This window comes from Microbacterium sp. NPDC079176 (assembly GCF_040686675.1).
Taxonomy (GTDB): Bacteria; Actinomycetota; Actinomycetes; order Actinomycetales; family Microbacteriaceae; genus Microbacterium.
This window is the reverse complement of record NZ_JBFBLM010000002.1, coordinates 220710-243515: the sequence shown is the minus strand read 5'-3', so window position 1 is coordinate 243515 and position 22806 is coordinate 220710. Positions and strand designations below refer to the sequence as shown.

20 protein-coding genes are annotated in these 22806 nt (G+C 63.1%); 6 read left to right on the top strand and 14 right to left on the bottom strand.

Annotation, left to right across the window (positions count from 1 at the left end):
- Nucleotides 1–59: 59 nt before the first annotated feature.
- From AB0P11_RS05190 to AB0P11_RS05130, 13 genes are all read right to left on the bottom strand, one after another.
- Nucleotides 60–815: an SDR family oxidoreductase gene (locus tag AB0P11_RS05190; protein WP_363520334.1), complete on the bottom strand. Its 756-nt coding sequence runs from the start codon at nucleotides 813–815 to the stop codon at nucleotides 60–62.
- 114 nt (nucleotides 816–929) lie between these two features.
- Nucleotides 930–2207, bottom strand: coding sequence for an FAD-dependent monooxygenase (locus AB0P11_RS05185; RefSeq protein WP_363520332.1), 1278 nt, complete (start codon nucleotides 2205–2207; stop codon nucleotides 930–932).
- A 28-nt stretch (nucleotides 2208–2235) separates the two neighbouring features.
- On the bottom strand, nucleotides 2236–2928 hold the full coding sequence (locus tag AB0P11_RS05180; RefSeq protein ID WP_363520330.1) for a helix-turn-helix domain-containing protein: 693 nt from the start codon (nucleotides 2926–2928) through the stop codon (nucleotides 2236–2238).
- Nucleotides 2929–3047: 119 nt separating this feature from the next.
- A complete protein-coding gene (locus AB0P11_RS05175; protein ID WP_285363242.1) occupies nucleotides 3048–3611 on the bottom strand; it encodes a helix-turn-helix domain-containing protein in 564 nt (187 codons plus the stop codon).
- A gap of 59 nt (nucleotides 3612–3670) precedes the next feature.
- On the bottom strand, nucleotides 3671–4681 hold the full coding sequence (locus AB0P11_RS05170) for an NAD-dependent epimerase/dehydratase family protein (protein ID WP_363520327.1): 1011 nt from the start codon (nucleotides 4679–4681) through the stop codon (nucleotides 3671–3673).
- A 90-nt stretch (nucleotides 4682–4771) separates the two neighbouring features.
- Entirely contained in the window at nucleotides 4772–5506 is a 735-nt protein-coding gene (locus AB0P11_RS05165; protein ID WP_285363244.1) for an NAD(P)H-binding protein, read from the bottom strand.
- 70 nt (nucleotides 5507–5576) lie between these two features.
- Entirely contained in the window at nucleotides 5577–6503 is a 927-nt protein-coding gene (gene sigJ, locus AB0P11_RS05160; protein ID WP_320488602.1) for an RNA polymerase sigma factor SigJ, read from the bottom strand.
- 23 nt (nucleotides 6504–6526) lie between these two features.
- Nucleotides 6527–7849, bottom strand: coding sequence for an FAD-dependent oxidoreductase (locus AB0P11_RS05155; RefSeq protein ID WP_363520323.1), 1323 nt, complete (start codon nucleotides 7847–7849; stop codon nucleotides 6527–6529).
- Nucleotides 7850–7912: 63 nt separating this feature from the next.
- Entirely contained in the window at nucleotides 7913–9496 is a 1584-nt protein-coding gene (locus AB0P11_RS05150) for an SLC13 family permease (RefSeq protein WP_363520320.1), read from the bottom strand.
- 67 nt (nucleotides 9497–9563) lie between these two features.
- Nucleotides 9564–10322, bottom strand: a complete 759-nt coding sequence (locus AB0P11_RS05145; RefSeq protein ID WP_363520318.1) for an SDR family oxidoreductase — start codon at nucleotides 10320–10322, stop codon at nucleotides 9564–9566.
- A 3-nt stretch (nucleotides 10323–10325) separates the two neighbouring features.
- Entirely contained in the window at nucleotides 10326–10763 is a 438-nt protein-coding gene (locus tag AB0P11_RS05140) for a hypothetical protein (protein ID WP_285363249.1), read from the bottom strand.
- A gap of 3 nt (nucleotides 10764–10766) precedes the next feature.
- The gene (locus tag AB0P11_RS05135) at nucleotides 10767–11504 is read right to left on the bottom strand and encodes an SDR family oxidoreductase (RefSeq protein WP_363520314.1); all 738 of its coding nucleotides are present in this window, start codon (nucleotides 11502–11504) and stop codon (nucleotides 10767–10769) included.
- Nucleotides 11501–12469, bottom strand: a complete 969-nt coding sequence (locus AB0P11_RS05130) for an alpha/beta hydrolase (RefSeq protein WP_363520311.1) — start codon at nucleotides 12467–12469, stop codon at nucleotides 11501–11503. Before AB0P11_RS05130 ends, AB0P11_RS05135 begins: the two co-directional genes overlap by 4 nt.
- Before the next feature lie 169 nt (nucleotides 12470–12638).
- Between AB0P11_RS05130 and AB0P11_RS05125 the strand changes: the two genes are divergently transcribed.
- The 6 genes from AB0P11_RS05125 (at nucleotide 12639) to AB0P11_RS05100 (ending at nucleotide 19948) form a co-directional block, all read left to right on the top strand.
- The gene (locus tag AB0P11_RS05125) at nucleotides 12639–14054 is read left to right on the top strand and encodes an MFS transporter (RefSeq protein WP_363520308.1); all 1416 of its coding nucleotides are present in this window, start codon (nucleotides 12639–12641) and stop codon (nucleotides 14052–14054) included.
- A gap of 108 nt (nucleotides 14055–14162) precedes the next feature.
- Complete coding sequence (locus tag AB0P11_RS05120; RefSeq protein WP_363520305.1) at nucleotides 14163–15122, top strand: alpha/beta hydrolase; 960 nt, start codon at nucleotides 14163–14165, stop codon at nucleotides 15120–15122.
- Nucleotides 15123–15125: 3 nt separating this feature from the next.
- Nucleotides 15126–15842, top strand: a complete 717-nt coding sequence (locus AB0P11_RS05115) for an alpha/beta hydrolase (RefSeq protein WP_320488615.1) — start codon at nucleotides 15126–15128, stop codon at nucleotides 15840–15842.
- A 107-nt stretch (nucleotides 15843–15949) separates the two neighbouring features.
- Nucleotides 15950–16390: a MerR family transcriptional regulator gene (locus tag AB0P11_RS05110; protein WP_363520302.1), complete on the top strand. Its 441-nt coding sequence runs from the start codon at nucleotides 15950–15952 to the stop codon at nucleotides 16388–16390.
- The gene (locus AB0P11_RS05105) at nucleotides 16387–17367 is read left to right on the top strand and encodes an aldo/keto reductase (protein ID WP_363520299.1); all 981 of its coding nucleotides are present in this window, start codon (nucleotides 16387–16389) and stop codon (nucleotides 17365–17367) included. The genes AB0P11_RS05110 and AB0P11_RS05105 overlap by 4 nt, the downstream gene beginning before the upstream one ends.
- 10 nt (nucleotides 17368–17377) lie before the next feature.
- Complete coding sequence (locus AB0P11_RS05100) at nucleotides 17378–19948, top strand: helix-turn-helix transcriptional regulator (protein ID WP_363520296.1); 2571 nt, start codon at nucleotides 17378–17380, stop codon at nucleotides 19946–19948.
- Here the strand turns inward: AB0P11_RS05100 and AB0P11_RS05095 are convergent.
- Nucleotides 19895–22738, bottom strand: a complete 2844-nt coding sequence (locus tag AB0P11_RS05095; protein ID WP_363520293.1) for an AAA family ATPase — start codon at nucleotides 22736–22738, stop codon at nucleotides 19895–19897. The two genes, AB0P11_RS05100 and AB0P11_RS05095, sit on opposite strands and share 54 nt — an antisense overlap.
- Nucleotides 22739–22806 lie beyond the last annotated feature (68 nt).

Below are 22806 nucleotides of genomic sequence, written 5' to 3'. Positions count from 1 at the left end.
GCTGCGCGCCGACCGATGGGAGTACGGCCTAAGTCGGCCGCGTCGAGAGGAGTAGCGATTTACCTGACTCTCGTGGCGGATCCCAGCCAGTCGTCGAAGGTGGTTGCGCTGATGCGCGACACGCTTTCGTCACCATGCAGCGCCCCCGATGCGAGACCAGCGCCGTACGAGCCCGGGAAGCGAATGTCCAGTGCTCGACGAGAGATGCCGTCGTGGGCATACATACGACGTACCATGCCAACGAGCGTCTCGTTCTGAGGCCCGATCAGGTCTTGCGCGCGCCCTGCAGGCGTCGACTCGGCGACCTCGATGAGATGGGCGCCCACCTCGAACGCGGCCACGGGACGCGAAAGAGTTCTCGGAACGAGGGTGACGGGTCCTACTGTCGTCTGAGAGGCAATCTGCTGGGCGAACTCGTGAAATTGCGCCGCGCGAGCAATGGTGTGCGGCACATCGGACGCAAGGATGAGGCGCTCTTGAGCCAGTTTTCCCGCATAGTACGAGGTGTCGATCGAATCGATGCCCACAATCGACAGCGCCACGTGATGTGAGACGCTGGCCCGTGCTTCTGCGGCCAGAAGGTTTCGCGTAACGGTGCTGAAGAAGTTCACGGCCTTCTTGGTGGAAAGCGTGGTCGTGTTGAGGACATCGACAACGACATCCACTCCGACGAGCGCTTCATCTAGGCCGGCGCCGTCGATGACATCAACACCGTTCTTGCGCGAGAGAACAACGACCTCGTGGCCGCGCTGCTGCGCCGAGCTCACGGCGTGACGCCCGACCGTGCCGGTTCCACCTGCGATTGCGATCTTCATGGATTTCCCTTCGTGGTGAGGCGATCGAGGTGCGCCTCGAAGTATTGACGACGCAGACACCACAGGTGTGAGGTGTGCTCGCCCTCACCGGCCACAGGAGGCCGATGTGCGCGATCAGGCGACAAGCATGTGCTCTCCGTTGTTGGATGAGGGCGCCGGAGGGAGGACGACATCAGTGGTACGCGAGTCGGCTTCGCTGTGCAGCAGTCGATCAAGGACGAGGTGCCCGTAGCGTCGACGTGACAACCACGCAATCACGTGCCGAAGGGCGATCTGGCGACGGTTTCTCGGGACGAAGAGATCCTGCTGGGTGACGCCGATCTGCTGATAGTTCTCGATCGTCGGGCGCATCGTTTCTTCCCAGTGAGAGAGGGCTTGGTCGACATCCTCCGGGTGCCGCTCTAGAGCAGATCCCAGGACGTCGGCCCCGATCAGTCCCGCGGACACTCCCATCCCCGCAAACAGAGTCACGCACCACGCGGCATCGCCGACCAGAACCACTCTTCCGCGGTGCCAGCTCGGCATATGTACTTGCTCGACCGTGTCCCACAGAGGTGAAGGCGCGTGTTCCGCTGCTTCGAGCACATCGCTGAGAGTCTCGCCGAGTGGGCTGTCGCTAAACACCTCGCGTAGCCGTTCAGCAGGCATCTTGGCGCGTTCTCCCACGGGGTCGTCCGTGCGATAGCTCAGCATCATGGTCGGGTCGTGGTCGGCGAACCCGAACCCCCACAGGGCACGGTCCGGTTCCACGAGGGTGAGGCTCTGACCCGTCCGCATCCCGCGAGGTTGACCCTCGTACTGGAAGGCGTAGATCATGTACCCGAAGGATTGCAGGAAATCCTCGTCGGGCCCGAACGCCAGCCGTCGCACGGACGACCTCACGCCGTCAGCTCCGACCACCAGGTCGAACCTCTCCGTTCGCTCCGTGCCGAACGCGAGGTCACGGAGAGTGACGTCGACCCCATCTCCATCGGCGTCCACAGACACCGGAACGGTCGAGTACCGGATCTCGACGTCGTCAGGAAGCGCTTCGAAAGCCGCGTCTTCGACATCGCTGCGCAACAGCATCCAAGGCGAACCGGGGAGGTCCTTGAGTCCGAGCGCCCGCTGGGATCGCAGTTTCCGATCCGTGAGAAAAGTGCGTCCCTGCGGATTGCGGTCATGGAGGAACGGAAGGATGCCGAGTCGTTCGGCGGCGTACCGCCCCGCTTCGAAGAGACAGATGAAGTACCCGCCTCGCCTACGATCCGCGGAGCGTTCGATGAGGACTGGCTCCCAACCGGCGGCGGCCAGGCGCCCCGCGGTAGCAAGTCCAGTCACCCCCATTCCCACCACGAGAGCGCGACGTTGGGGAAGTCGGCTGGATTGTGAGTAACTGACTGTTTTGGTCATATGGTCAGTTTACTCTCCTTTTTGCCTCCTAGGCGATCTTGCTGAGTACGAGATCCGTACCTTCTTCGAGGTAGCGGATGATCGTTTCACTAGCCGCTGTCACCTCACCCGGAGCCGCACGCTTCTCCCCCAGAACCGCCGCCATACTTCTTCCGAAGATCTCCGGTGTATCAACCTGTGGGTCACCATCGGCCTCAAGTTCGTGACTGAAGAGAAATCCTCGGAACACGGCCAGCACAGCGTAGGCCTGGTCTTCCAATGTCCAGTCGTCGCTCGCGAGAGAGCCTGCGCGCCATGATGGCAGGACGGCCATCATCAACTTCTCCGGGCCGAGCGCATCCGTGATGGCTTTTGACCGTGGGTCGGCAGCCAGAACCCCGAGAAGGTCTTCGTCTTCCAACAGGACGGCACGAACGAAAGGCCGTCCCGGCGCAGTTCTCAGCAACTCCGGGAAGAGACGAGACGGGCGCGCGAGATCAGGATCGGCGCTGAACTTCCGAGTGAACTCCTCAGCTAAAGCCAAGAAGTCGCGAGCGATCAATCCGAAGATCAGGTCCGTCCGACTCGCCCAGTAGAGGTAGACCGTACCCTTGCCGACTTTCGCGCGCTGAGCGACTTCTGCGATCGTTACGGCACGTTCTCCTCGACGGAGCAGGAGATCGCTGGCGGCCGCAAGGATGCGCGCCGCAGTGTCGGAGCTGTGCTCGGGTAGGCCTGGCATCAATGCATTCCTTTTCACTCGCTTTGACGGCGCTCGCGCCGCTGTAAGTCCATCCTGATCGCAACGAGCCATGTCCGGAGTGAGCCACTCGCCGATGCGGGCCCACCCGTCGGCCGCACTTACGCGCGCGACTTAGTCCAGACCGACTCTGCCAAGAAGTCCAGCATCCTTGCTCGCTGGGTCACCAGATCCGGGGAGTCAGTGGTCAGGATGATGCCCCCTGTCGACAACAGCAACTCCTCGGCCGTGAGCCTCGGTGTCGCATCGTCTCGCGCGTCAAGGATCATCGCCACAGCCGCGATGTTCTGCTCGCGGCTGTGTGCGTGGGTGCCACTTGCGAAGGCGCTGGATCCTCCGGACGCGATCAGGTTGCTCTTCACTCCGAGGTACGCGGCAAACAGGTCCATCCAGCGTCTCAGGGCTTGCCGCGGTTCCATCTGCAGGAGTAATTGAGGGACGGCATCGGTCAGTGATCGGATCTCGTCCGCGTAAGCGGCATCGATGAGATCCTCTCGCGTCGGGAAATGACGGTAGACCGTGCCGACCCCCACGCCAGCTTCCTTAGCAATATCTGTGAAGCTGGCGTCGCCGCCACGCTGCGCGAACACTCGGAGCGCGGCCTCGAGCACACGGGCTCGGTTTGCACGCGCGTCCGCCCGAAGTGGTCGGCTGGTCGAGCTCATGCGTCCGCTTTCGTCTGGGCAAAGGGTGTAGCCCGTTTATAGCACCGCTCGCCCGCGACTCACTGATCGAGGAGACCGAGTCCCGTCAGTGAATCCGCTGTCGCGACGATGGTATCTCGCACCGGACGCGGCACCCATCCGAGAACCTGCTTCGCCTTGGCGTTGCTGATCAACGGAATCGTTGCGGCATCCGATCCGTCGCTGCTCATGCTGTCTTCCACATCGGGGACGCGAGATGCGCGCTCACCGAGCGACTCCTTGAGCATCATTGCGACGTCCAAGAAGCTCACGGACGGTCCATCGGCGACAGCGAGGAATCGCTCGCCGGCGGCAGCGGGGTGGGTCAACGCGGCCAGATGCAGCGCAGCTGTGTCACGCACATCCACCACACCGAAGTGCTGCCTCGGCACGCTCTTCATGGCGCCATCGAGCATCGCCTTGACGAACCCCACGGACGTCGAGAGCTTCGGCCCGAGCGCAGGCCCGAAGATTCCGACCGGATTGATCACGACGAGATCGAACCCGGGGTTCGTCGTAGCGAAGTCCCATGCCGCGCGTTCCGCAACAACCTTCGATTTGATGTAGGGCTGGAGATCCCCCTCGGGATCAGTCCAATCAGCTTCCGTGTAAGACGCAGACTCCTTCGGTGAGTATCCGACCGCAGCGAACGACGAAGTCATAACCGTCCGCTCTACACCGGCGTCTCGCGCAGCTCGAAGGACACGAATCGCTCCGTCTCGTGCTGGAGCAATGACTTCATCCTCATGAGCGGGCGCGGATGCAGGGAAGGGTGACGCGGCGTGCAGCACGAATCTGGCCCTTTCCATTGCGCCGGCCCACCCCGCGTCTGCATCAAGCTCCGCGAGGACGATCTCCAAGTTCTCGAGCGAGGCCTGTCCTGCGCGTGTCAGATCCTCACGTAGTTCATCGCCGCGCCGATCCTCACGAACCGTTGCGCGCACTCGGTATCCAGCTTCTAGCGCTTGGGCCACAAGGTGGCTTCCCAAATACCCATTCGCACCCGTGATCACAACGATGTCGCGCGGGGACTGGTGGTCGTTGTCGTACATGCTGCTTCTTCCTGTCAGTGGCCGCGTCATGCGGACATGAACTGGAAACGCCAGTTATCCGGAATCTATTCCGGATAACTGGCGTTCGCCTCACAGCGATGTCGAGGACGGGTAGCGGGTCTTGCCGCTGCGATGGTCTCCGAGCGGCACGAGGGAGTCAAGAGCGTCAGCGCCGAGAGCCGTACCCTCTACCGTCACGACCGGACGTTCATCGTTTGCCAGCGAAAGCGACGAGCGCAGGAGCTCGTCGAGAGTGAAAACTTCTGGCCCGGCCAGATCGACGGTGCCATTGAGCGGTGCGCCCTGAGCGATCTCAGCCAGCAGCTCGACCACGTCGTCCACATCAACCGGCTGAAGCTTCATCCGCGGCGCGTTGACCGCTCCGTCGACGGTGAGCCAGTCGGCGATCGTCGGCACGAAGTCATGAAATTGAGTTGCGCGGACGATCGTGAACGGGATGTCGCCGTCGCGGACAGCGTCTTCCTGAGAGACCTTGCCCGCGTAGTATCCGTTCGCGAGCGCGCGGTCGGCGCCCACCACGGAGAGCAGCACGTGGTGGCGTACGCCGGTAGAGTGCTCGGCGGCGAGGACGCGTTCTGTGGTTCCACGGAAGAAAGCAGTCGCTGCCGCGGCATCCATCTCCATCGTGTTGAGGACGTCGACGACGGCGTCAACGTTCTCCATCGCCTCTCCCAGGCCTCGACCGGTGAGAGCGTCGACACCGTTCCCGCGCGAGGCGGCCGTGACTTCGTGTCCGAGTTCGCGGAGGCGCGCAGTGAGGCGTGTGCCGACATGTCCGTTGCCGCCGATGATCAGGATCTTCATTGGATGTTCCCTTCCCGTCCGACACCTGTCGGCTCATCATCATGACGATCCGGGGCGCGGTTTTGTGAGGTCAGTGCCTCGCTCGCCACGCGCTGAGCTTCGCGGGATTGACCTGGAGCCATACGTCGGTAACCAAGCCGCCTCTGACCTTGATGTTCATCACGCCTCTGGGGTGCCCTTGATCTCTCATCACGAGAGCGATGCCGTCACCGGTCCTCTGCTGATCCATGACGAGCGACGGCCGCTTCTGCAGCATCCCAATCATGAAGCGGGCCACGTTCGACACTCCGAGAACCGGACGGCGGGCAGAGTTCACAATCCCTCCGCCATCTGCCCGGAGGGTGACAGACGGGTCCAGCATCGCCATCAATGGCACCAGGTCCCCGTCCGCGCATGCTGCCGCGAAAGCCACGATGACCTCGTCGTGCTCGCGTGTGCGACCGGGAACGACATCGTGCTCGCGTGCACGTCGACGTGCTGAAGCGGCTAGTTGCCGGACGGCCGGAGTGCTGCGTCCGACGATGGTGGCGATCTCATCAAACGGCACGGCGAAGACGTCGTGCAGCACGAAGGCGACCCTCTCCGCGGGAGTCATACTCTCCATGACGATCAACAGCGCCGTGCTGACTTCTTCATCGAGAGACACCTTGTCCAGCGGATCCGCGTTCGCGCTCGATGCCGCAAGCGCGTGGCCCGAGAACAAGTCGGAGGGAACAGGCTCCGGCAGCCATTCGCCGATGTACTTCTCCCGCCGAACGCGTGCGGAACCGAGGACGTCGAGACAGACTCGGCTCATGACCCGTGTCAGCCATCCTTGCTTGTTGGCGACCGCGGCTCGTTCCGCATCAGTCATCCGGTACCAGCGGATGTACGTCTCCTGCACGGCATCTTCTGCCTCGGCGATCGTTCCGAGCATGCGGTAGCCGATCGCTACGAGTCGTCGTCGCTCCGCGAAGACATCGAGCAGACTCTCGTCCTGCCCATCTGGCTCGGACATGCGATGAGGATCCCCACTGGCCGTCACTCGTCCACCTTCCCACCGGTGAGGAAGGCGCGGCGAGGGTCTTTCACAGACGCGAGGGAGGTGATGTCGCGACCCGCGAAGACGGCACTGATCCAGATGAGAAGCACGCGGAACTTCCGCTCCCACGTCGGAACCGCCAACACGTGATAACCGCGGTGCATCACCCATGCCGGAAATCCGGTGATGACGATCTTCTTGTACTGGAAGATTCCCCGCCCCAGCCCGAGGGTGGCGACGACGCCAAGGTTGTGGTGGACGTAGTCAGTCGGCTCTTGCCCTCGGAGCGTCGCGATGAGGTTCTTGGCGAGACGTTTGCCCTGGCGCACAGCGTGCTGAGCGTTCGGGACAGCAAGCGCTCCTGCCCTCGGCGCCACCAGGTCGGGCACAGCCGCATCATCGCCGGCTGCCCACGCGTCCGTGACAACGACACCGTCGGCGTCCTCGACGCGGAGGTCGGCTCGAACGCGTACGAGACCGCGCTCGTTGAGAGGCAGATCGGTGTGAGTCGCGACAACCGGGTTCGCTGCATTGCCTGCGACCCAGACGATGAGTCCGCTGTCGTATTCCTCGCCGGTGGAGAGCACGACGTGCCCACCCACAGCAGACTGCAGTTGAGCGTTCAAGTGGATCCGGCCACCGCGCTTCTCCAGGTGACGCACTACCCAACGCCCCGGGCCTGCGGTCACCTCAGGGAGAATCCGGCCCTGTGCTTCGACGAGATGGAAGGCGATATCGGTGGGGGCGAGCTCAGGGTAAGACTTCAGGAGAGCCATAGCCAAAGACAACGTCTCCCCGAAGCCCTCGACGCCGGAGAAGCCGCCGCCAACGAACGTGACGGTGAGGAGTTTGCTGCGTTCTGGTCCCGCCGGCAAAACAGACGCTCGATCGAAGGCCGTCATGATGTGGTCACGGATTGCGACCGCCTCCTCGATCTGCTTCAACCCAATCGCCTCCTCGAGAAGACCTGGGATGGGGAAAGTACGAGTGACGGCACCGGCGGTTACCGCGATGATGTCGTAGCTGATCGGAAACGGTCCGCCGTCTTTGGGAGTGACGGTCACGGTGCGAGACGCATGATCGATTCGCGTGACGGCTCCGGCGATGAGTCGCGTGCGTCGAAGGTGCCGTCGCAGTGGAACTGCGACATGACGCGCTTCCACTGAGCCCGCGGCCACTTCGGGAAGAAAGGGCTGATACGTCATGTACGGCCGAGGGTCGATGACTGTGACGCGTGCTTCGCTCGAGCGGAGCTTCTTCTCCAACTTCCAGGCGGTGTAAAAACCCGCATACCCGCCGCCGACGATCACGATGTCCTTCACGGTGCTACCTTCTCTCTCTCAAATATGTGACGACGCAGCCGCCGCAGATGTGAGCACGGTGCGTCAGAACGGCCAGACGAGCGGAACGTAGAGGACGGCGACAGCGACGTACAGGACCGTCAGCGGCAGCCCTGCCCTCCAGTAGTCGCCGAAGCGGTATCCGCCCGGCTGCATGACCATGAGATTCACGGGCGTAGAAACCGGGGTCAAGAAAGCCGCCGCGCCGCTGACAGTCAACGCCATCATGAACGGAAGGATGCTCAGTTCAAGTGTGGCGGCGACAGCGACGGCCACAGGCGCGACGACAAGTACCGTCGCGACGTTCGACATGAACATCCCCAACAGAACCGTCACGATGCAGATCGCCAGCAATGCGAGCTGTGGGGCGGCGGTCCCGACCAGCGCGAGAAGACCGGTCGCGACGACATCGGCCGCCCCGGTGGCGATGAACGCGGTTGACAAGGGAATCATGCAGGCGATGAGGACGACCGACTCCCATGACACCGAGCGAAACGCCTGAAGCGGTGTGAGGACTCGAGTGATGATTAGCGCGCCGACGGCGAGTAGTCCGACCATCACGGCCGGAATGAGTCCGGTTGCAAGAAGCACGATCATCGTCACCAGAATGGTCAGCACACGACGAGCGCCATGTCCGAGAGGGACACCACGCTGAAGCGATCGCGGGGACGTCACGGCGATGACATCTGACGATGCCGCGTAGCGGTGCAATGACTCCCAAGGCCCATGGACAAGCACCGAATCACCAGCACGGAGGACGACACCGTCAGTATCAGGATCCGATGCTCTGCCGTCGCCCAACCTGCTGTGGTCCAAGACCACCAAGTTCTCATCCCGGGTGCGCATACCCGGGCTCACACGGCGTCCGATGAGTGTTGATCGAGGTGCGATCAGGATCTCGATGACACCCTCATCCGGACCGAAATGATGGCCAGGTCTCACCTCCACGTCATACGTTGCGCCCCATGCTCTAGCGCTCTCCTCGGGATCGCTCGCCTGTTCGTCGAGACGTTCTGCCACTCGATGCGGCAGCAGGGTCCCTCCCAGCGCAGCCGTGAAGCCGATCGTCAAAACGACGAGCGGAACACCCACCAGCGCGAACTCGAAGAAGCCGAACTCGCGTCCACCGGACTGTGCCGCGATGTCGGATACGACGACGTTTACGGGAGTGCCGGTGAGTGTGAGGAGGGAGCCGGCGCTCGCGGCGAATGCAAGTGGAATCAGCATCCTCGAGGGCACGATGCCCGCTCGAACCGCGACGACAACCACGATCGGGAGCAGCGCGGCGACGGCGCCGTTGATACTGATCAAAGCAGCCAAGCATGCGGCTGCGAAACCGATCACGAGTGTGAGACGACCACGACGTCTCCCCGCCCGCCTCAGAATCTGCTTACCAAGCCATGCCGTCACACCGGTGGCAACGAGTGCTTCGCCGACGATGAAAAGGGCAGCGATGAAGATGACGAGTGGATCTCCGAAACCAGCGAACGACTCTTCCAGCGTCAACAGCCCGGTTGCCCACAGCGCGATCGGCACGGCGGCTGCAACGAGGACCGGCGGCAGGCGATTCGTGACGAAAGCGGCCACCACCGCGAGAAGTAGACCGAAAGCGATAACCACCTGATCCATCGGTCGCACCTCTGCTTTCCTCGTTCACAGCCCGTTCGATCGCCCCATTGCCGTGCGGCTCAGCTCTTCAATGGCTCCGGGTGTGGTCTGGGGTGGTGAGCCACTTATTGAACGTCAGCGCGGACTGTTCCCTATCAGCGGATCCGCGCAAGGAACCAGAGGCAAGCCCGCGCGCATAGCGACCGGGGAGTCTCAGTTCGATGGCTTTTCTTGAAGCGCCGTCGAACTCGATCATTCGCCGCACCATACTGATGAGCGTGTCGTCCTTCGGGCCGACAAGATCGGGAAGGCTCTCGCGCGGCCCCGCCTCGGCGGAATTCACGAGTCTGCGAGCGACGTCTCGAGCAGCGACCGGCCGAGTAAGAGTCCTCGGGACTAAGGCAAGACCGGCGAATGATGTCTGCCGGACGACTTGCTCGGCGAACTCATGGAACTGCGCAGTCCGCACGATCGTGTGAGGAGTCCGAGCTGCACGCACGGCATGCTCCTGTGCCAGCTTGCCCGCATAGTACGACGAGTTGATCGCATCGATACCAGCCACGGAGAGCAGTACGTGGTGTCCCACGCCCGCTTCCGTCTCGGCCGTTTCGAGGTTTCCTGTGACGGCAACGAAGAACTGTGTCGCCGTTACAGCGGAAAGCGTCGTGATGTTGGATACGTCGATGACGCAGTCCACTCCTTCGAGGGCTTTCGTCAGCCCCGCGCCCGTCAAGAAGTCCATTCCTCGGCTGCGCGCGAGAACCACGACTTCGTGCCCCCGCTCCGCAGCGATTCGCGACACGTGACTCCCGACTGTGCCTGTTCCTCCGGCTATGGCGATCCTCATCGCTCAGCCACCGGTTTTCGACCGTCGCGCCCGGGGCGGGATGAACAGTCCGACGCCGAGCACCACCGCAACGATGAGAACGATGACCTGGCTGGTCGCGTCTGAGGCTGACATGTGGCCGAGGTGGGTGACGTGGTACGAGAAGTGCAGAACGCCGAAGACGGTCCACGCGATACCCAATACTCGGTAGACAGCCTGCTCGCGCCAGAAGAATCCCGCCACGCTGGCTGCTCCGAGAGCGAGGTACATCGCCCCGTGGTCCCTCACCAAGTGCTCGTTGTACGGGCCGTCTTGCGAGATCCACTCCCCGAGAACGGAAGGGAAATGGTCGTAGAACGACTGCGGGAACGCGAAGGACCAGACTCCCACAACCACGGCGATGATGACGGTTGCGATCAGGGCGGAGTACTGAAGCGCGCCCACTTTCGAAGTCCCGTTCATCGGTCAGCTCTGTCCGCGCAGGTTGAACGAGATCTCACCGATCCGCGCGTCGCCGACCGGCACCAACCCGTCCTCCGGGAGGAAGACGCCGGAGTACAACGCCTCCGGATCCTCAACCACCGTGCGCTCGTCGTCTGCGCGACGAAGCGCCTCTTCGATGAACTCGGACATCCGTGCCCGTTCCGGCCCCGCCACCTCGACGACGGTGGTGCCGGGATCGTGAACCGCGACGTCTGCGACTGTTCGTGCGACGTCGATTGCTGCTGTGGGCTGGAGAAGGATCGGGGGCACTCTCACAACACCGTCGACGGTGCTCATGTCTGCGATCCCCGGGAGGAACTCCTGGAACTGAGTGGCACGGACGATCGTGTATGGGACTCCGCCTTCAGCCACCGTGCGCTCCTGAGCGACCTTGCCGGCCAGGTACGAGGTCGCATTCATGCGATCGACACCGACGATGGAGAGCACGACGTGGCGACCGACGCCAGCCATGATCTCTCCCTGAAGAATGTTGCGGCTGGTCGTCGTGAAGAACGAGACGATCTCTTCTTCGTCGAAGATCATGGCGTTTGTCACATCGACGGCGACATCTGCGCCCGCGAGCGCTGCTGCGATGCCCGTGCCCTTCAGAGCGTCCACCTCTGGAACGGCCGCGACGACAACCTCGTGACCTTCCTCACGGAGCAAATCCACCACTTGCGATCCGATGCGGCCCGTGCCTCCGAAAACGACGATCTTCATTTCATGCTCCTTGCTCTGTGATTGCTCTGCGACAGCCATGGGGTTCCCTGGCCGAGTCCGGAAGGGTCGGCGACATCGCGGATGGCTTCCGCGAAGGTGCGCGGGGATTCTGCCGGGAGGTTATGGCCTGCCCGCGGGACCTGGCGATGCACGCGGGGCCCGGAGAACAGGTGAGCGGTGGAACTTCCGTCGGTCGCGGGGAAATTCCCGTCTGCCTGCCCGTCGAGGGTGACGGTGGGTACCGTGATCACCGGTCGTTTGCTGAGTTCCGATTCGATCGCCTCGTATTGAGGATCTCCGGGGACGAGCCCCAACCGATGCCGGTACGAATGGATGACGACGTCGACGTATGCGGCGTTCTCGAACGACTCTGCGACGAGGTCGAGGTGGTCTCGGGTGAAATGCCATTCCGGGGAGTTCCGCTTCCAGATCACCTCGGCGATCGCCTTGCGATTCTCTGATAGTCCGGCGCGTCCACGATCTGTGCTGAAGTACCAGAAGTACCACAGCCCCGCCTCGAGGTCCGGACGTATCGGCAACTGAGAGGTCGCGATGTCCTGGATGAGGTACCCGTTGACCGACACGAGGCCGCGCACTCTGTCCGGCCAAAGTGCCGAGACGACGCAGGCCGCGCGTGCGCCCCAGTCGTACCCGGCGAGGATCGGCTTGTCGAGCCCCAGGGCGTCCATGAACGCGAGCAGGTCGGCGCCGAGCGCAGCCTGTTGGCCTGAACGAGGGCCGTCCGGTCTCAGGAACGTCGTCGGGCCGTGTCCGCGCAGGTACGGTACGAGGACCCTGAAGCCGGCTTCGACGAGCAGGGGGACGACGTCGTCGTAACTATGGATGTCGTAGGGGAAACCGTGGAGGAGAACAACCGGCTCCGCGTCATGCCGGCCCTCATCGACGTATGCGATGGAAAGCTCTCCCGCATGGATGCGGTTTGTCGCATTCAGCGGCGTGTTCACAAGGACGACCTCGTGCGCATGAGTGCGTTCATCGCCAGGCTCTTGATCTTCATGATTCGATCCACTTTGCAAGTGTGTTGGTCCGCTCCGATCCAGGGTTAGGTCATTCGACTCAGCCGAGTAGCTGACACGCACCGCGCACGGGCGGCGTCGGGCTACCGTGATCGCCATGACCGCCACCTCCGCTGACTCAACCCCACTCTCCCCAGGGCCGCTGACCTCTACTCAGCGGCTTGTTCTCTGGGTTGCAGTACTCGGTTCGTTCGTGGCCTTCCTGGATGGCACGATCGTGAATGTCGCGCTCCCATCAATCAGCGAAGAGCTCGGCGGCGGCCTGCGTACGCAGCAGTGGGTTGTGGACGCCTACCTGATCACTCTGGGCGCGCTCATACTCGTTGCTGGCTCGATCAGTGATGTCTTCGGCCGAGTTCTTGTTCTTCGCATTGGCCTTCTCGGTTTCGGGATCGCGTCGCTTGGGATCGCGCTTGCGCCGACCGCGGAGTTCCTCATCGTCGCGCGCGCTGTTCAGGGCGCAGCCGGGGCATTTCTCGTTCCGAGTTCTCTGGCGCTCATAACGTCGAACTTCTCCGGGGCGGTCCGAGGGAGGGCTATCGGAATCTGGACTGCGATGACCACTGCCGCCATGATCGTCGGCCCTGTCATCGGAGGTGTCTTCGTGGATCTACTCTCGTGGCGTTGGGCGTTCGTGGTCAACGTTGTTCCCATAGCTGCGACGCTTGCTTTGCTCGCGCGCGGTCGCCTGAGAGACTCCCCGCAACGAGGATCCGGAATCGACTGGATCGGCGCCGCCCTTTGCACTCTAGGCCTCGGCGCATTGGTGTTCGCGCTCATCGAGCAACCTACGCTCGGTTGGGACGCCCCCGCCATCTGGATACCACTTACGTGCGGTGCGATCTTGTTCATCGCTTTCATCTTCCGCCAGGCTCACACGCCGCAACCGATCCTTCCGTTGGATATGTTCCGAAAGCGGAACTTCACGGCCGGTAACCTGACAACGGCGTTCGTCTACGCGGGGATCTCACTCAATGGATTCGTAGTCGTTGTTTACCTGCAGCAGAACGCAGGCTTTCCGGCCACTTTGGCCGGGCTTGCCAGCTTGCCGATGACTCTACTTCTCGTCTTCCTCAGCTCACGCATCGGCGTCCTCAGCGGGCGCTGGGGTCCACGAATCTTCATGACCGTCGGGCCGGCCTTCATGGGGTTCGGCGCCTTGCTTCTGCTCACCGTGGGTGCGGAGTTCTCGTACTGGTGGCAGATGCTGCCCAGCATGATCCTGACCGGATTGGGACTCGCCCTCACCGTCACGCCACTTACGTCTGCAGTCCTGGGTGCAGCCCGATCGGACCGATCCGGCATCGCATCAGCGGTCAACAACGCCGTCTCCCGCGTGGCGGGACTGATTGTCGTTGCGCTGCTCGCCCTTGTCGTCGGCGGAACGTTGGACCTCGACGGTTTTCATCGCGCTGCGATCGTCACCGCTGCACTGATGTTCGCCGGCGCAGTGACCTCGTACCTAGGAATCCGCTCCGTACCGAGGAAGCGCAGTGGCTGGATGGAACTCTGAGCAGACTCGCCTGAGTCATTCGACTCTCTCCTCCAAGACCCCGCGAGGAGCACGATCGGCTCACGCCCTCGTTTCAGAGAGTGATATTCCGACTGAAGGAGTTCTGTCATGAAACCTCATGTCCTTGAGAGTGAAGCGCAAGCCTTTGCCGACGCGACATCGAAACCTCCGTTCCTGTACGAGCTCGGTCCGGAGGGGGCACGCAAAGTTCTCGACGACGTGCAGTCGGCGCCGATCGACAAGCACGAGATCGACGAGGAATGGGTCACCGTTCTCGCGAAGGTCGGTGACGTGCGGGTCCGCCTCGTCCGCCCGAAAGGCGCGACCGGCGAACTCCCCGTCGTGCTTTACATCCATGGTGGCGGGTGGATCCTGGGCAACGCTGGAACGCACGACCGGCTCGTACGTGAGCTCGCGGTCGGGGCCCATGCTGCCGTCGCGTTCGTGGAATACGACCGCTCGCCGGAAGCTCGTTACCCCGTCGCCATCGAGCAGGCGTACGCGACGGCCCGGTGGCTCACTGCCGAGGGTCATGCGCACGGAATCGACTCCTCGCGGATGGCGATCGCGGGAGACTCCGTTGGCGGATGCATGGTGGCCGCAGTGACCATCCTCGCCAAACAGCGCGGCGAGATCTCTTTCGTGCACCAGTCGCTGTACTACCCCGTGACGGATGCCGGACAGGACACCGCCAGCTACGCCGAGTTCGCCGACGGGCCCTTCCTCACCGCCAAATCGATGGCGTGGTTCTGGGACGCGTACGCTCCGGATCTCGAGGTTCGCAACGAGGTGACCGCGTCGCCCCTGCGGGCGAGCATCGAGCAACTGAACGGTCTGCCGGAAGCGCTGGTCATCGTCGATGAGAACGACGTGTTGCGGGACGAAGGTGAGGCGTACTCCCGCCGGCTCATCGAGGCAGGCGTCCGCACGACGTCGATTCGATTCAACGGCATCATCCACGACTTCATGATGCTCAACCCGCTGCGCACAAGCGCAGCGTCTACCGCGGCCGTGGGCGTCGCCGTCCACGTACTCCGCAAAGCACTCGGCACCAACCGGAAGGACTAAACCATGTCTCAGGAAGCAACTGTCGTACTCATCCACGGCGCCTTCGCCGAATCCGCCAGCTGGAACGACGTCATCTCGCTCCTCGCTGCTGAAGGAGTCCACGCGATCGCCGCTGCGAATCCGCTTCGCTCGGTCACCTCCGACGGCGAGTACGTGGCGGATGTCATCCGCTCGATCGATGGCCCGGTGGTGCTCGTCGGGCACTCCTACGGCGGAGTCGTCGCCACGGAGGCGTCGTCGCTCGTAGACAACGTGCGCGCGCTCGTCTACGTCGCAGCCTTCGCTCCTGACACCGGCGAATCCGCGGCCGATCTCGCTGGCAAGTTCCCCGGGAGCACCCTGGGAGAATCATTGCAGCCGAACGTCCTGACGTCAGGGCAGGTGGACCTCACGATCCGCGAGGACGTCTTCCACGCACAGTTCTGTGCTGACGTGGACGATGCCACCGCGCGACTCATGGCCCAGACTCAGAGGCCGATCACCGAAACAGCGCTCAACGAACCGCTGCCCGCAGCGCAGCCCGGGTGGAAGTCCGTGCCGTCGTGGTTCATCTACGCCGGCGCTGATCGAAACATCCCCGCTGAAGCGATCGCCTTCCTCGCCGAGCGTGCGGGGGCGCGCGAGGCGACGGTGATCGATGGCGCGTCGCATGCACTCGCCGTGTCTCAGCCGGCGGCTGTGGCGAAGACGATCCTCTCGGCCTTCCACGCCACACGGTGATCTGGGGCGTGCGCCGCGCGTTATTTGTGTGCGGCGCACGCTTCACCCGACATTCGATGCGTCTCACGACTTGACCTCTACCGCACTATAGGTTTCAGGATAGGAACATGCACGCGATCACCTTGCCGACGATCGACGTCGACATCCCAGATGCCGGCTTGACGATCGGCCAGGTTGCGCGGGTGACGGGACTCAGCGTTCAAGCGCTTCGTTTTTACGAGCGCGAAGGGTTGATGCTTGACCCGACTCGCAGAGACCCCTCCGGCCATCGACGCTACGGCCGACACGACATGGAGTGGATCAATGGTCTTCTCATGCTCCGAGAGACAGGCATGTCGATCGGAGATATGCGGGTGCTTGCCGATCTCTCCCGTCGCGAAGGGTCGGAGGCGGAGAGGCTGAGGGTGCTCGAGGAGCATCGCCAGTCCGTCCTTGACGTGCTGACCCGAACCCACCGTCACCTCGCAGCGCTGCAGACGAAGATCGACGCCTACCGCGACGTGGTCGAACACCGGGCCACATCGCAGAATGAAAAGAGGATCAAATGAGGGAGTTCAATCTCGGCGACGGGCTGAGCGTATCGACGATCGGCCTGGGCGCCATGGGAATGAGCGCCTACTACGGCGCCACGGACGAAACCGAGGCGATTGCCACCTTGCACCGCGCCGTCGATCTCGGCGTCACTCTGATCGATACTGCCGAAGCCTATGGCCCCTTTGAAAACGAGAAGCTGATCGGTCGGGCGCTCGGCAACCGCCGCGACGAGATCATCATCGCAACAAAGGCATCAGCAGAGACGGACGACGATGGCACGATCCACGGTCGCAACGGCACCCCGGAATACATCCGTCGCGCGTGCGAACGCTCGCTACGTCACCTGGGGATGGACGTCATCGATCTGTACTATCTCCACCGCGTCGACCCAGCGGTGCCAATCGAAGAGAGCGTCGGGGGTCTTGCTGAGTTGGTGGAAGAGGGGAAAGTTCGCCACATTGGGCTTTCCGAAGCATCAGCGCCCACTCTTCGACGCGCTCAGGCAGTGCATCCGATTGCTGCCGTGCAGTCCGAGTTCTCGCTATTCGCGCGCGACATGCTCGTGAACGATGAGAAGGCCGTCGCCGACGAACTGGGTATCGGCGTCGTGGCTTTCTCTCCGCTCGGTCGAGGAGTTCTCACTGACGGAGTCAAGTCCTTGGACGACCTTGATCCGAGTGACGCGCGGCGTGGCCTTCCTCGCTTCCAACCGGATGCGTTCGAAGCGAACAGGCGCCTTGTCGACAAGGTCGAGTCAATTGCGCAGGGGTACGGCGCATCCGTCGCCCAGATCGCTCTCGCATGGGTGATCTCCGAGGGCGTTGTGCCGATTCCTGGTACGCGCCACCGCCGCCGACTCGAGGAGAACGTCAAGGCGGCATCCATTGTTCTGAGCGACGCTGATCGCCGGCAGCTTCGTGAGGCATTGCCGACTGCGGAGATCGTAGGGTCCCGCGACGGGATCGATGCGCCGGTCGGGACGGACCGCTGACAAACGCATGATGGCACCCGAGGATGGGCTCGCTCGCTGGACGAGCGATGTTCTGAGCGCGCTCATCTCGGGAGCAGGCGGGGTCTTCACCGCTCCCCCGGGCCTGACAGATACCGGGGTGCTCGTTGACGCCGCGATTGGTTCGGGTGCGAATGTTGTTCGTGCGGACGACGATTCAGACTGCCATCTCATAGCGGGCGGCAGTCTTCTTCTCGCTATCAACCGGTTCCTGCCGACCCCGCTTGCCGCTGTTCCGCTTTGGCGTCTCTTGGACCATAACCAGCGTCTTTTGTCGAGGATGATCGTGGAGGCGCTCGATGATCTCGCCAGAGATCAGCCAGTGCTGATCGTCTCGCCCCCCTCGAACGAGGACCCTGTCATCGCCGAGGTGTACCGATCGCTCTCGCGACGGCAGGGCCCCAGGCACGCGGTCTGGGCAGTGATGGAGACAACGCGACTTTCGCCGACGGATGCGGCTGCGTCCGGAGCGAATGGCCGCGAGCCAGTTGCCGGGACTCACGAGCTGCCCGCCCACTCTCACGCGCTAGTTGCCCTCGCCGCCGTCGCACCGGTTGCGCTCTCGGTGGAGGTCCTCAGTGTGTTGATGGCTACCAGCGAAACCGAGGTTCGCATCAATGTTCGCGCCGCGGTCGAACGCGGGCTGTTGTGGAACAGAGGAGAGCTGGTCCTACCTGCCAGCCGACTCACATCAGAGGAAGCCGAGCAGAGCCTTTCTCCTGCCGTCCGCATCGGTCTGCGTCGAGAGATTGTCGGGGCGTTGCGAGATCGAGGTGTACCCGCAGCGCTCCTTCTCGGAGAAGCCCTTGAAGAGGGGACCAATCTCTCTCTGAGCCGCAACAGAAGCATCGACACCGGGCTACGCGAGATGGCGGTCGATGCCATGCACGAACTGAAAGACGTGAGTCCGCGTGAGGCGATTCAGTTCGGGGAGCACGCGATGTCCCTGTTCCCCGACGACGACGATCCCCGCATGAGACCGGTAGCCGATTCCCTACTGATGCTGCTTTGGCAGACCTCGCAGACACAAAAGGCCGTGGAGGTTGTGGCGCGCGTATTCATCGGTCGAACCAATGACGAACTCGATGCACACGGCATGGTGTGGCTCGCGAGGATCGAGCCACTCGCCAAGGACGCCCTTCGTCTGGCCGAAGAAGGCCTCACACTCGCGGCCGCGGACTCTGCGACGCACATCAGGCTGCGCGCGCTTCGGATGTTCTACCTCGCCCGTCTGGGATTCGACGAGATAGTCTCCGCTGAGGCTCCCGAAGCGCTTGTGGCAGCGGCCTTCTTGGAGGACTCCGAGTCTCTGGGCCTTCTCCACCTCGCGCTATCGTCCGCCCGGATGCAGGCCTCGCACTTCGATGAGGCCAGGGCCCTGGCTGGGGTTGCTGTCGCTCGGCTACGGTCCGCAGACATACCGCTCGGCTACTGGGGGATTCCGGCTCTGTGGCAGGGGCACGTGCAACATCTTCTTGGTGATTCGGCGGGAGCGCTCGCCCTCTACGACGACGTCGCTGCCCGTGCGAACACCGAAGGCAAGACGGTCGTACTCCGCCCGCTCGCAGCTCTTCGGGCATCCGTCGAGATGTCGCTCGGTCGGTTGGATCACGCAACTTCCTTTCCTCTTCACCCTCAGGACTCTGACGCGCCTCGCATCGAGGACAGAATGCAGTCTGTCGCCATCCGGACCAAGCTGCATGCCGCACTATTCCGAGGAGATCGCGAAATGCTCGCAGAGGTCGACGAGCTCCTCGCCCCGCCTGCAGCGGGGAACGACGACGCCGCGGTTCGGCGCGCCACGTGGCGACTTCTCCTAGCAGAGGAGCTCGAACAGGAGCACGCGATCACGATCGCCGCGTCGGAGTTGAGGGCCGCCCTTGAGCACGGACACGAGGTGCTGCCCTGGACTGATCCCGAGGACGACGTGTTCCTGATGCAGACCTGCGTGAACCTGAAGTACTCAGATCTGGCTGAGCGATGCCTTCGTTCAGCGAAAGAGCGTAAACGGCAAAACCCGCAAGCAGCGATCGCCCGGGCGATCGCTGCGCACGTGGAGGGGCTTATGTTCAGTCGGCCCGATCAGCTGAGGACAGCGGCTGCGTTGTGGCAACGCCTCACGCGCCCGTTGCTGGAAGCGGATGCGCTCGCTTCCGCCGGCGAGCTCTCTGAGAGGCTTGCCGCACGATCGGGCGTACCTGATCTGGAGTCAGCGCACCGGTTGTACTACCGCGCCGGCGCGACCCGACGTGCGGCACGAATGAGACGACAGCTGCGCGCGAGCGGGCGCACGATCCGGCAGTCTCCGACCGGAGAGACACACGGCAGCCGCGGTCTGACCTGGATGGAGGAGGAGATCGTTGAACGCGCCGTCCTTGGGCCCTCCATGACGCGGATCGCTGCAGACCTTTTGCTCTCGCGCCACACAGTCGTGGCGCATCTGCGAAGCGTCTACATCAAGCTTGGGATCAGTTCGCGCGACGAGTTACGTCAATGGCATGAGGCGGCGTCACCGCGGGGCGACGCCATGGGCCCTGACGACCTCGATCATTTGCTGTCGTGATCTCACATCGAGCTTGGCGTAGATGCGACGGAGGTGCGCGGTCACCGTATTCCTGGAGAGGTAAAGGTACGCCGCGATCTCAGCCGCGGTTTCGTTTCTTACCGCGCGATCTACGATTCGCTGCTCTGCGGCCGTCAGACCGAGGGCATTCCGTGTACTGACACGGACCGGGGGGCGCTCCCCCAAATCTCTCAGTCGCCCTTCGACGCGAGCCAGCGATCGGGTGGCGTCACAAGACGACAACAGCGTGTGAGCGCGCCGGAGCGCGTCGGCCGAGGCTACGGAGTCGCCGACGCTCTGTGCAACAGCGAGGTCCTCCCATGCCGCAGCCTCCGCCAGCGGGCGACTGATCTCGTTGTACACCCTGGCAGCAGACTCAAGTCGTCGCGGGTCTCCATCAATCAGACCTACGACGTGGTCCAACACCCCGTGCGCGATCGGAGCCTCGGTGATGCGCGCGCGCTCGCGCGCCATGCTCTCGACCTTGCGCGCCCGCTCCGGCATCCCGTTCTCGAGTACCAGCCGCGTGAAGTACACGTCGTCGAGGACGTCTGACGCGCCGCCCACTGGCGGCCCGAGGATACGCGACCTGTAATGGTCTCCGCGCGTCCGCATCTCGATCGTCGTCCGATCCCCTGCGATATCAGCGAGGAGCATCTCAGTCCACTCACCGCCGAGGCGCTGACTGGCTACCTTGTCCTCAGCGAACCGCGCGGCCGCTGGACCAAGTCTGTCCCTCACATCTGGGGTGTCGCGATGCACAGCGATCTGCGCAAGTATCGATACGGCCCCCACATCTACCGTCCACTCGGCACCGATGTCTTCACCCAGCTCGCGCACCGCCTCAGCTTGAATCTCTGCCTCATCGAGTCGGCCCAGGTCGAGAAGGATGTTCGCCCGCACCAGTTGCAGATGCAGGAGTGCCAGCGCCTGCCGTCGCTCGTCCGCTGCTCGGATCTCTCGATCGATCGAAAGCAGTGCATCTAGCGGACGTCCCACACATCTCAACAACGAGACCCTGATGAGACTTGCGAACCATGACTCTGATCCGCCCGTGCGCTGGCCTCGTTCTTCAGCTCTGCTGATCGCCTCACGCGCGAACGCCCACTCGTGTCGGTGGAACGCCGCGATCGCTTCCACATGCTCGAACGTCGAGAGCGCAACATCGTCTTTGGCTGCCAGCACGGTTTCGCGAACCGCCGGTAGCACCAGTTCCAGCGCATCGTAGAGATAGTCACTGGTATACGGTCGGGTGCTGAGTGCGGCCAGGCGCGCCTTCAAAACTGGAGACTTGACCGGCAACCGCAGGGCGACATCGAGGTTCTCGCGGGTTGCGCGCGGTTCATCCAGCGTTGTCAGCTGAGCAAGAGCGAGACGGGCCGCTACCTCTTCGTCAGGGTCCATATTCGCGGCGATCCCTCGACGAGCGAGCTCACGGGCCTCGGCCATTCGCCCAGCGTGCAGCATCACGGGGATCGCGTCGGCCATCGCCGCCCGCAGTCCAGCTCCCGATACATCGAGCAGCTGCAGACGCCGTTCGATGAGATCTGCAGCCAGAGATGCATCTTCATCGAGGACGATGGTCAGCGCGTCCTCTACGATCGCAAGCGCGTCGACGCGCGACGGCGCTCCTTCCTCCTCGAACTCGGTGTGCTCGACAGCGCGAAGCGCACGTTGACCCAGGGTGGTGGGGCGACCGCCGTCGTCCCTACTCAGGGCATACGCTGCACGACGCAGAAGGTTGCGCTTCCCCTCGTCCAGCTGCGCCTCCGCAGCACTCCTCACAATCTCATGCTCGAACTCGAGAGCTCCACCAGAATCATGCAGAATTCCCGATCGAAGGAGCTCTTCTACTGGCTCGAGGATCTGCCCCGCCCGCAGACCGGTAAGTGCGAGCACCTCAGTCAAAGTGAACTGCAGCCCGAGGACCGACGCAGACAGGGCGAGCTGACGAGCAGGCAAGCTAAGCAGCCCGAAACGTCGCTCGACGGGGTCCGCGAAATCCTCGTGCTCCCCCGCATAGTCGACCGCGAGAGAAACGACCCCCTCACTAAGCTGCGTTACGCCGGCGTCGCGTAGCTCGCGCGCATAGCTCGTCACGCGCAAAGGAAGCCCGTCGGCATGCGCTAGCAGCGTCCTGATCTCTGTGTTGGGCGCACCTCCGAGAATGTCTGCTGCCACCTCGGACACTGCATGCTCGTCCAGCCGCGGAAGCACTATGGCATCCTCGAGAGCTGCGCTATCGCCACGGCTGTGAGTTGAGCGTTGCTCGAAATCTTTGGTGCGCTGAGCGATTACCCAAGCGACCGGAGAGCGTCCCAGTCGCAACGGCAGCGCACGGGCCGCAAGGCGTGTGAGCTCGTCAGCGAATTGCAGATCATCGATTACGACCAGAACCGGTTGCGCAAGTCTCTCAATCGCGGCCTCGAGTTCCTGAACCCACCAGTACCGAAGCTCGACGGACGAATCCATCTGTGTGGCGGTAGCCGTATCGATGGCCGCCACGTTCGGCGCCGAAAGCGCCTCGGCGAGCGTTGCTGCCACGCCCGCCGATGGGATTCCTCCGGCCCGCACGAGTGCCACAGGTATGGACGCCGCGCGCGCCGCGTCGCAGACAAAGTCGAGCAGCGTCGATTTACCAGCCCCGGGCTCGCCGAGCACGAGCACGTGCGCGGATTTTCCCTCGCGGAGCGCGCTCACGGCGTGCCGCAGCCGCGCGAGTTCTGTATCCCTGCCGCGGATGCTTGTAGCCACACCATCCGAGCCAACTACGGCTTCGTCGTCGCTCATTTTTCTCTCCGTTGCTCGCTGGTGCCGCACGCATGTTAACGCGCCCGGAATACGTGTGATGTGCGGAA

What these genes read in the sequence shown, in the direction of transcription:
- AB0P11_RS05190 (WP_363520334.1), bottom strand. Translation starts at nt 815, where the DNA reads ATGAAGATCGCAATCGCAGGTGGAACCGGCACGGTCGGGCGTCACGCC.
- AB0P11_RS05185 (WP_363520332.1), bottom strand. Translation starts at nt 2,207, where the DNA reads ATGACCAAAACAGTCAGTTACTCACAATCCAGCCGACTTCCCCAACGT.
- AB0P11_RS05180 (WP_363520330.1), bottom strand. Translation starts at nt 2,928, where the DNA reads ATGCCAGGCCTACCCGAGCACAGCTCCGACACTGCGGCGCGCATCCTT.
- AB0P11_RS05175 (WP_285363242.1), bottom strand. Translation starts at nt 3,611, where the DNA reads ATGAGCTCGACCAGCCGACCACTTCGGGCGGACGCGCGTGCAAACCGA.
- AB0P11_RS05170 (WP_363520327.1), bottom strand. Translation starts at nt 4,681, where the DNA reads ATGTACGACAACGACCACCAGTCCCCGCGCGACATCGTTGTGATCACG.
- AB0P11_RS05165 (WP_285363244.1), bottom strand. Translation starts at nt 5,506, where the DNA reads ATGAAGATCCTGATCATCGGCGGCAACGGACATGTCGGCACACGCCTC.
- sigJ (WP_320488602.1), bottom strand. Translation starts at nt 6,503, where the DNA reads ATGTCCGAGCCAGATGGGCAGGACGAGAGTCTGCTCGATGTCTTCGCG.
- AB0P11_RS05150 (WP_363520320.1), bottom strand. Translation starts at nt 9,496, where the DNA reads ATGGATCAGGTGGTTATCGCTTTCGGTCTACTTCTCGCGGTGGTGGCC.
- AB0P11_RS05145 (WP_363520318.1), bottom strand. Translation starts at nt 10,322, where the DNA reads ATGAGGATCGCCATAGCCGGAGGAACAGGCACAGTCGGGAGTCACGTG.
- AB0P11_RS05140 (WP_285363249.1), bottom strand. Translation starts at nt 10,763, where the DNA reads ATGAACGGGACTTCGAAAGTGGGCGCGCTTCAGTACTCCGCCCTGATC.
- AB0P11_RS05135 (WP_363520314.1), bottom strand. Translation starts at nt 11,504, where the DNA reads ATGAAGATCGTCGTTTTCGGAGGCACGGGCCGCATCGGATCGCAAGTG.
- AB0P11_RS05125 (WP_363520308.1), top strand. Translation starts at nt 12,639, where the DNA reads ATGACCGCCACCTCCGCTGACTCAACCCCACTCTCCCCAGGGCCGCTG.
- AB0P11_RS05120 (WP_363520305.1), top strand. Translation starts at nt 14,163, where the DNA reads ATGAAACCTCATGTCCTTGAGAGTGAAGCGCAAGCCTTTGCCGACGCG.
- AB0P11_RS05115 (WP_320488615.1), top strand. Translation starts at nt 15,126, where the DNA reads ATGTCTCAGGAAGCAACTGTCGTACTCATCCACGGCGCCTTCGCCGAA.
- AB0P11_RS05110 (WP_363520302.1), top strand. Translation starts at nt 15,950, where the DNA reads ATGCACGCGATCACCTTGCCGACGATCGACGTCGACATCCCAGATGCC.
- AB0P11_RS05105 (WP_363520299.1), top strand. Translation starts at nt 16,387, where the DNA reads ATGAGGGAGTTCAATCTCGGCGACGGGCTGAGCGTATCGACGATCGGC.
- AB0P11_RS05100 (WP_363520296.1), top strand. Translation starts at nt 17,378, where the DNA reads ATGGCACCCGAGGATGGGCTCGCTCGCTGGACGAGCGATGTTCTGAGC.
- AB0P11_RS05095 (WP_363520293.1), bottom strand. Translation starts at nt 22,738, where the DNA reads ATGAGCGACGACGAAGCCGTAGTTGGCTCGGATGGTGTGGCTACAAGC.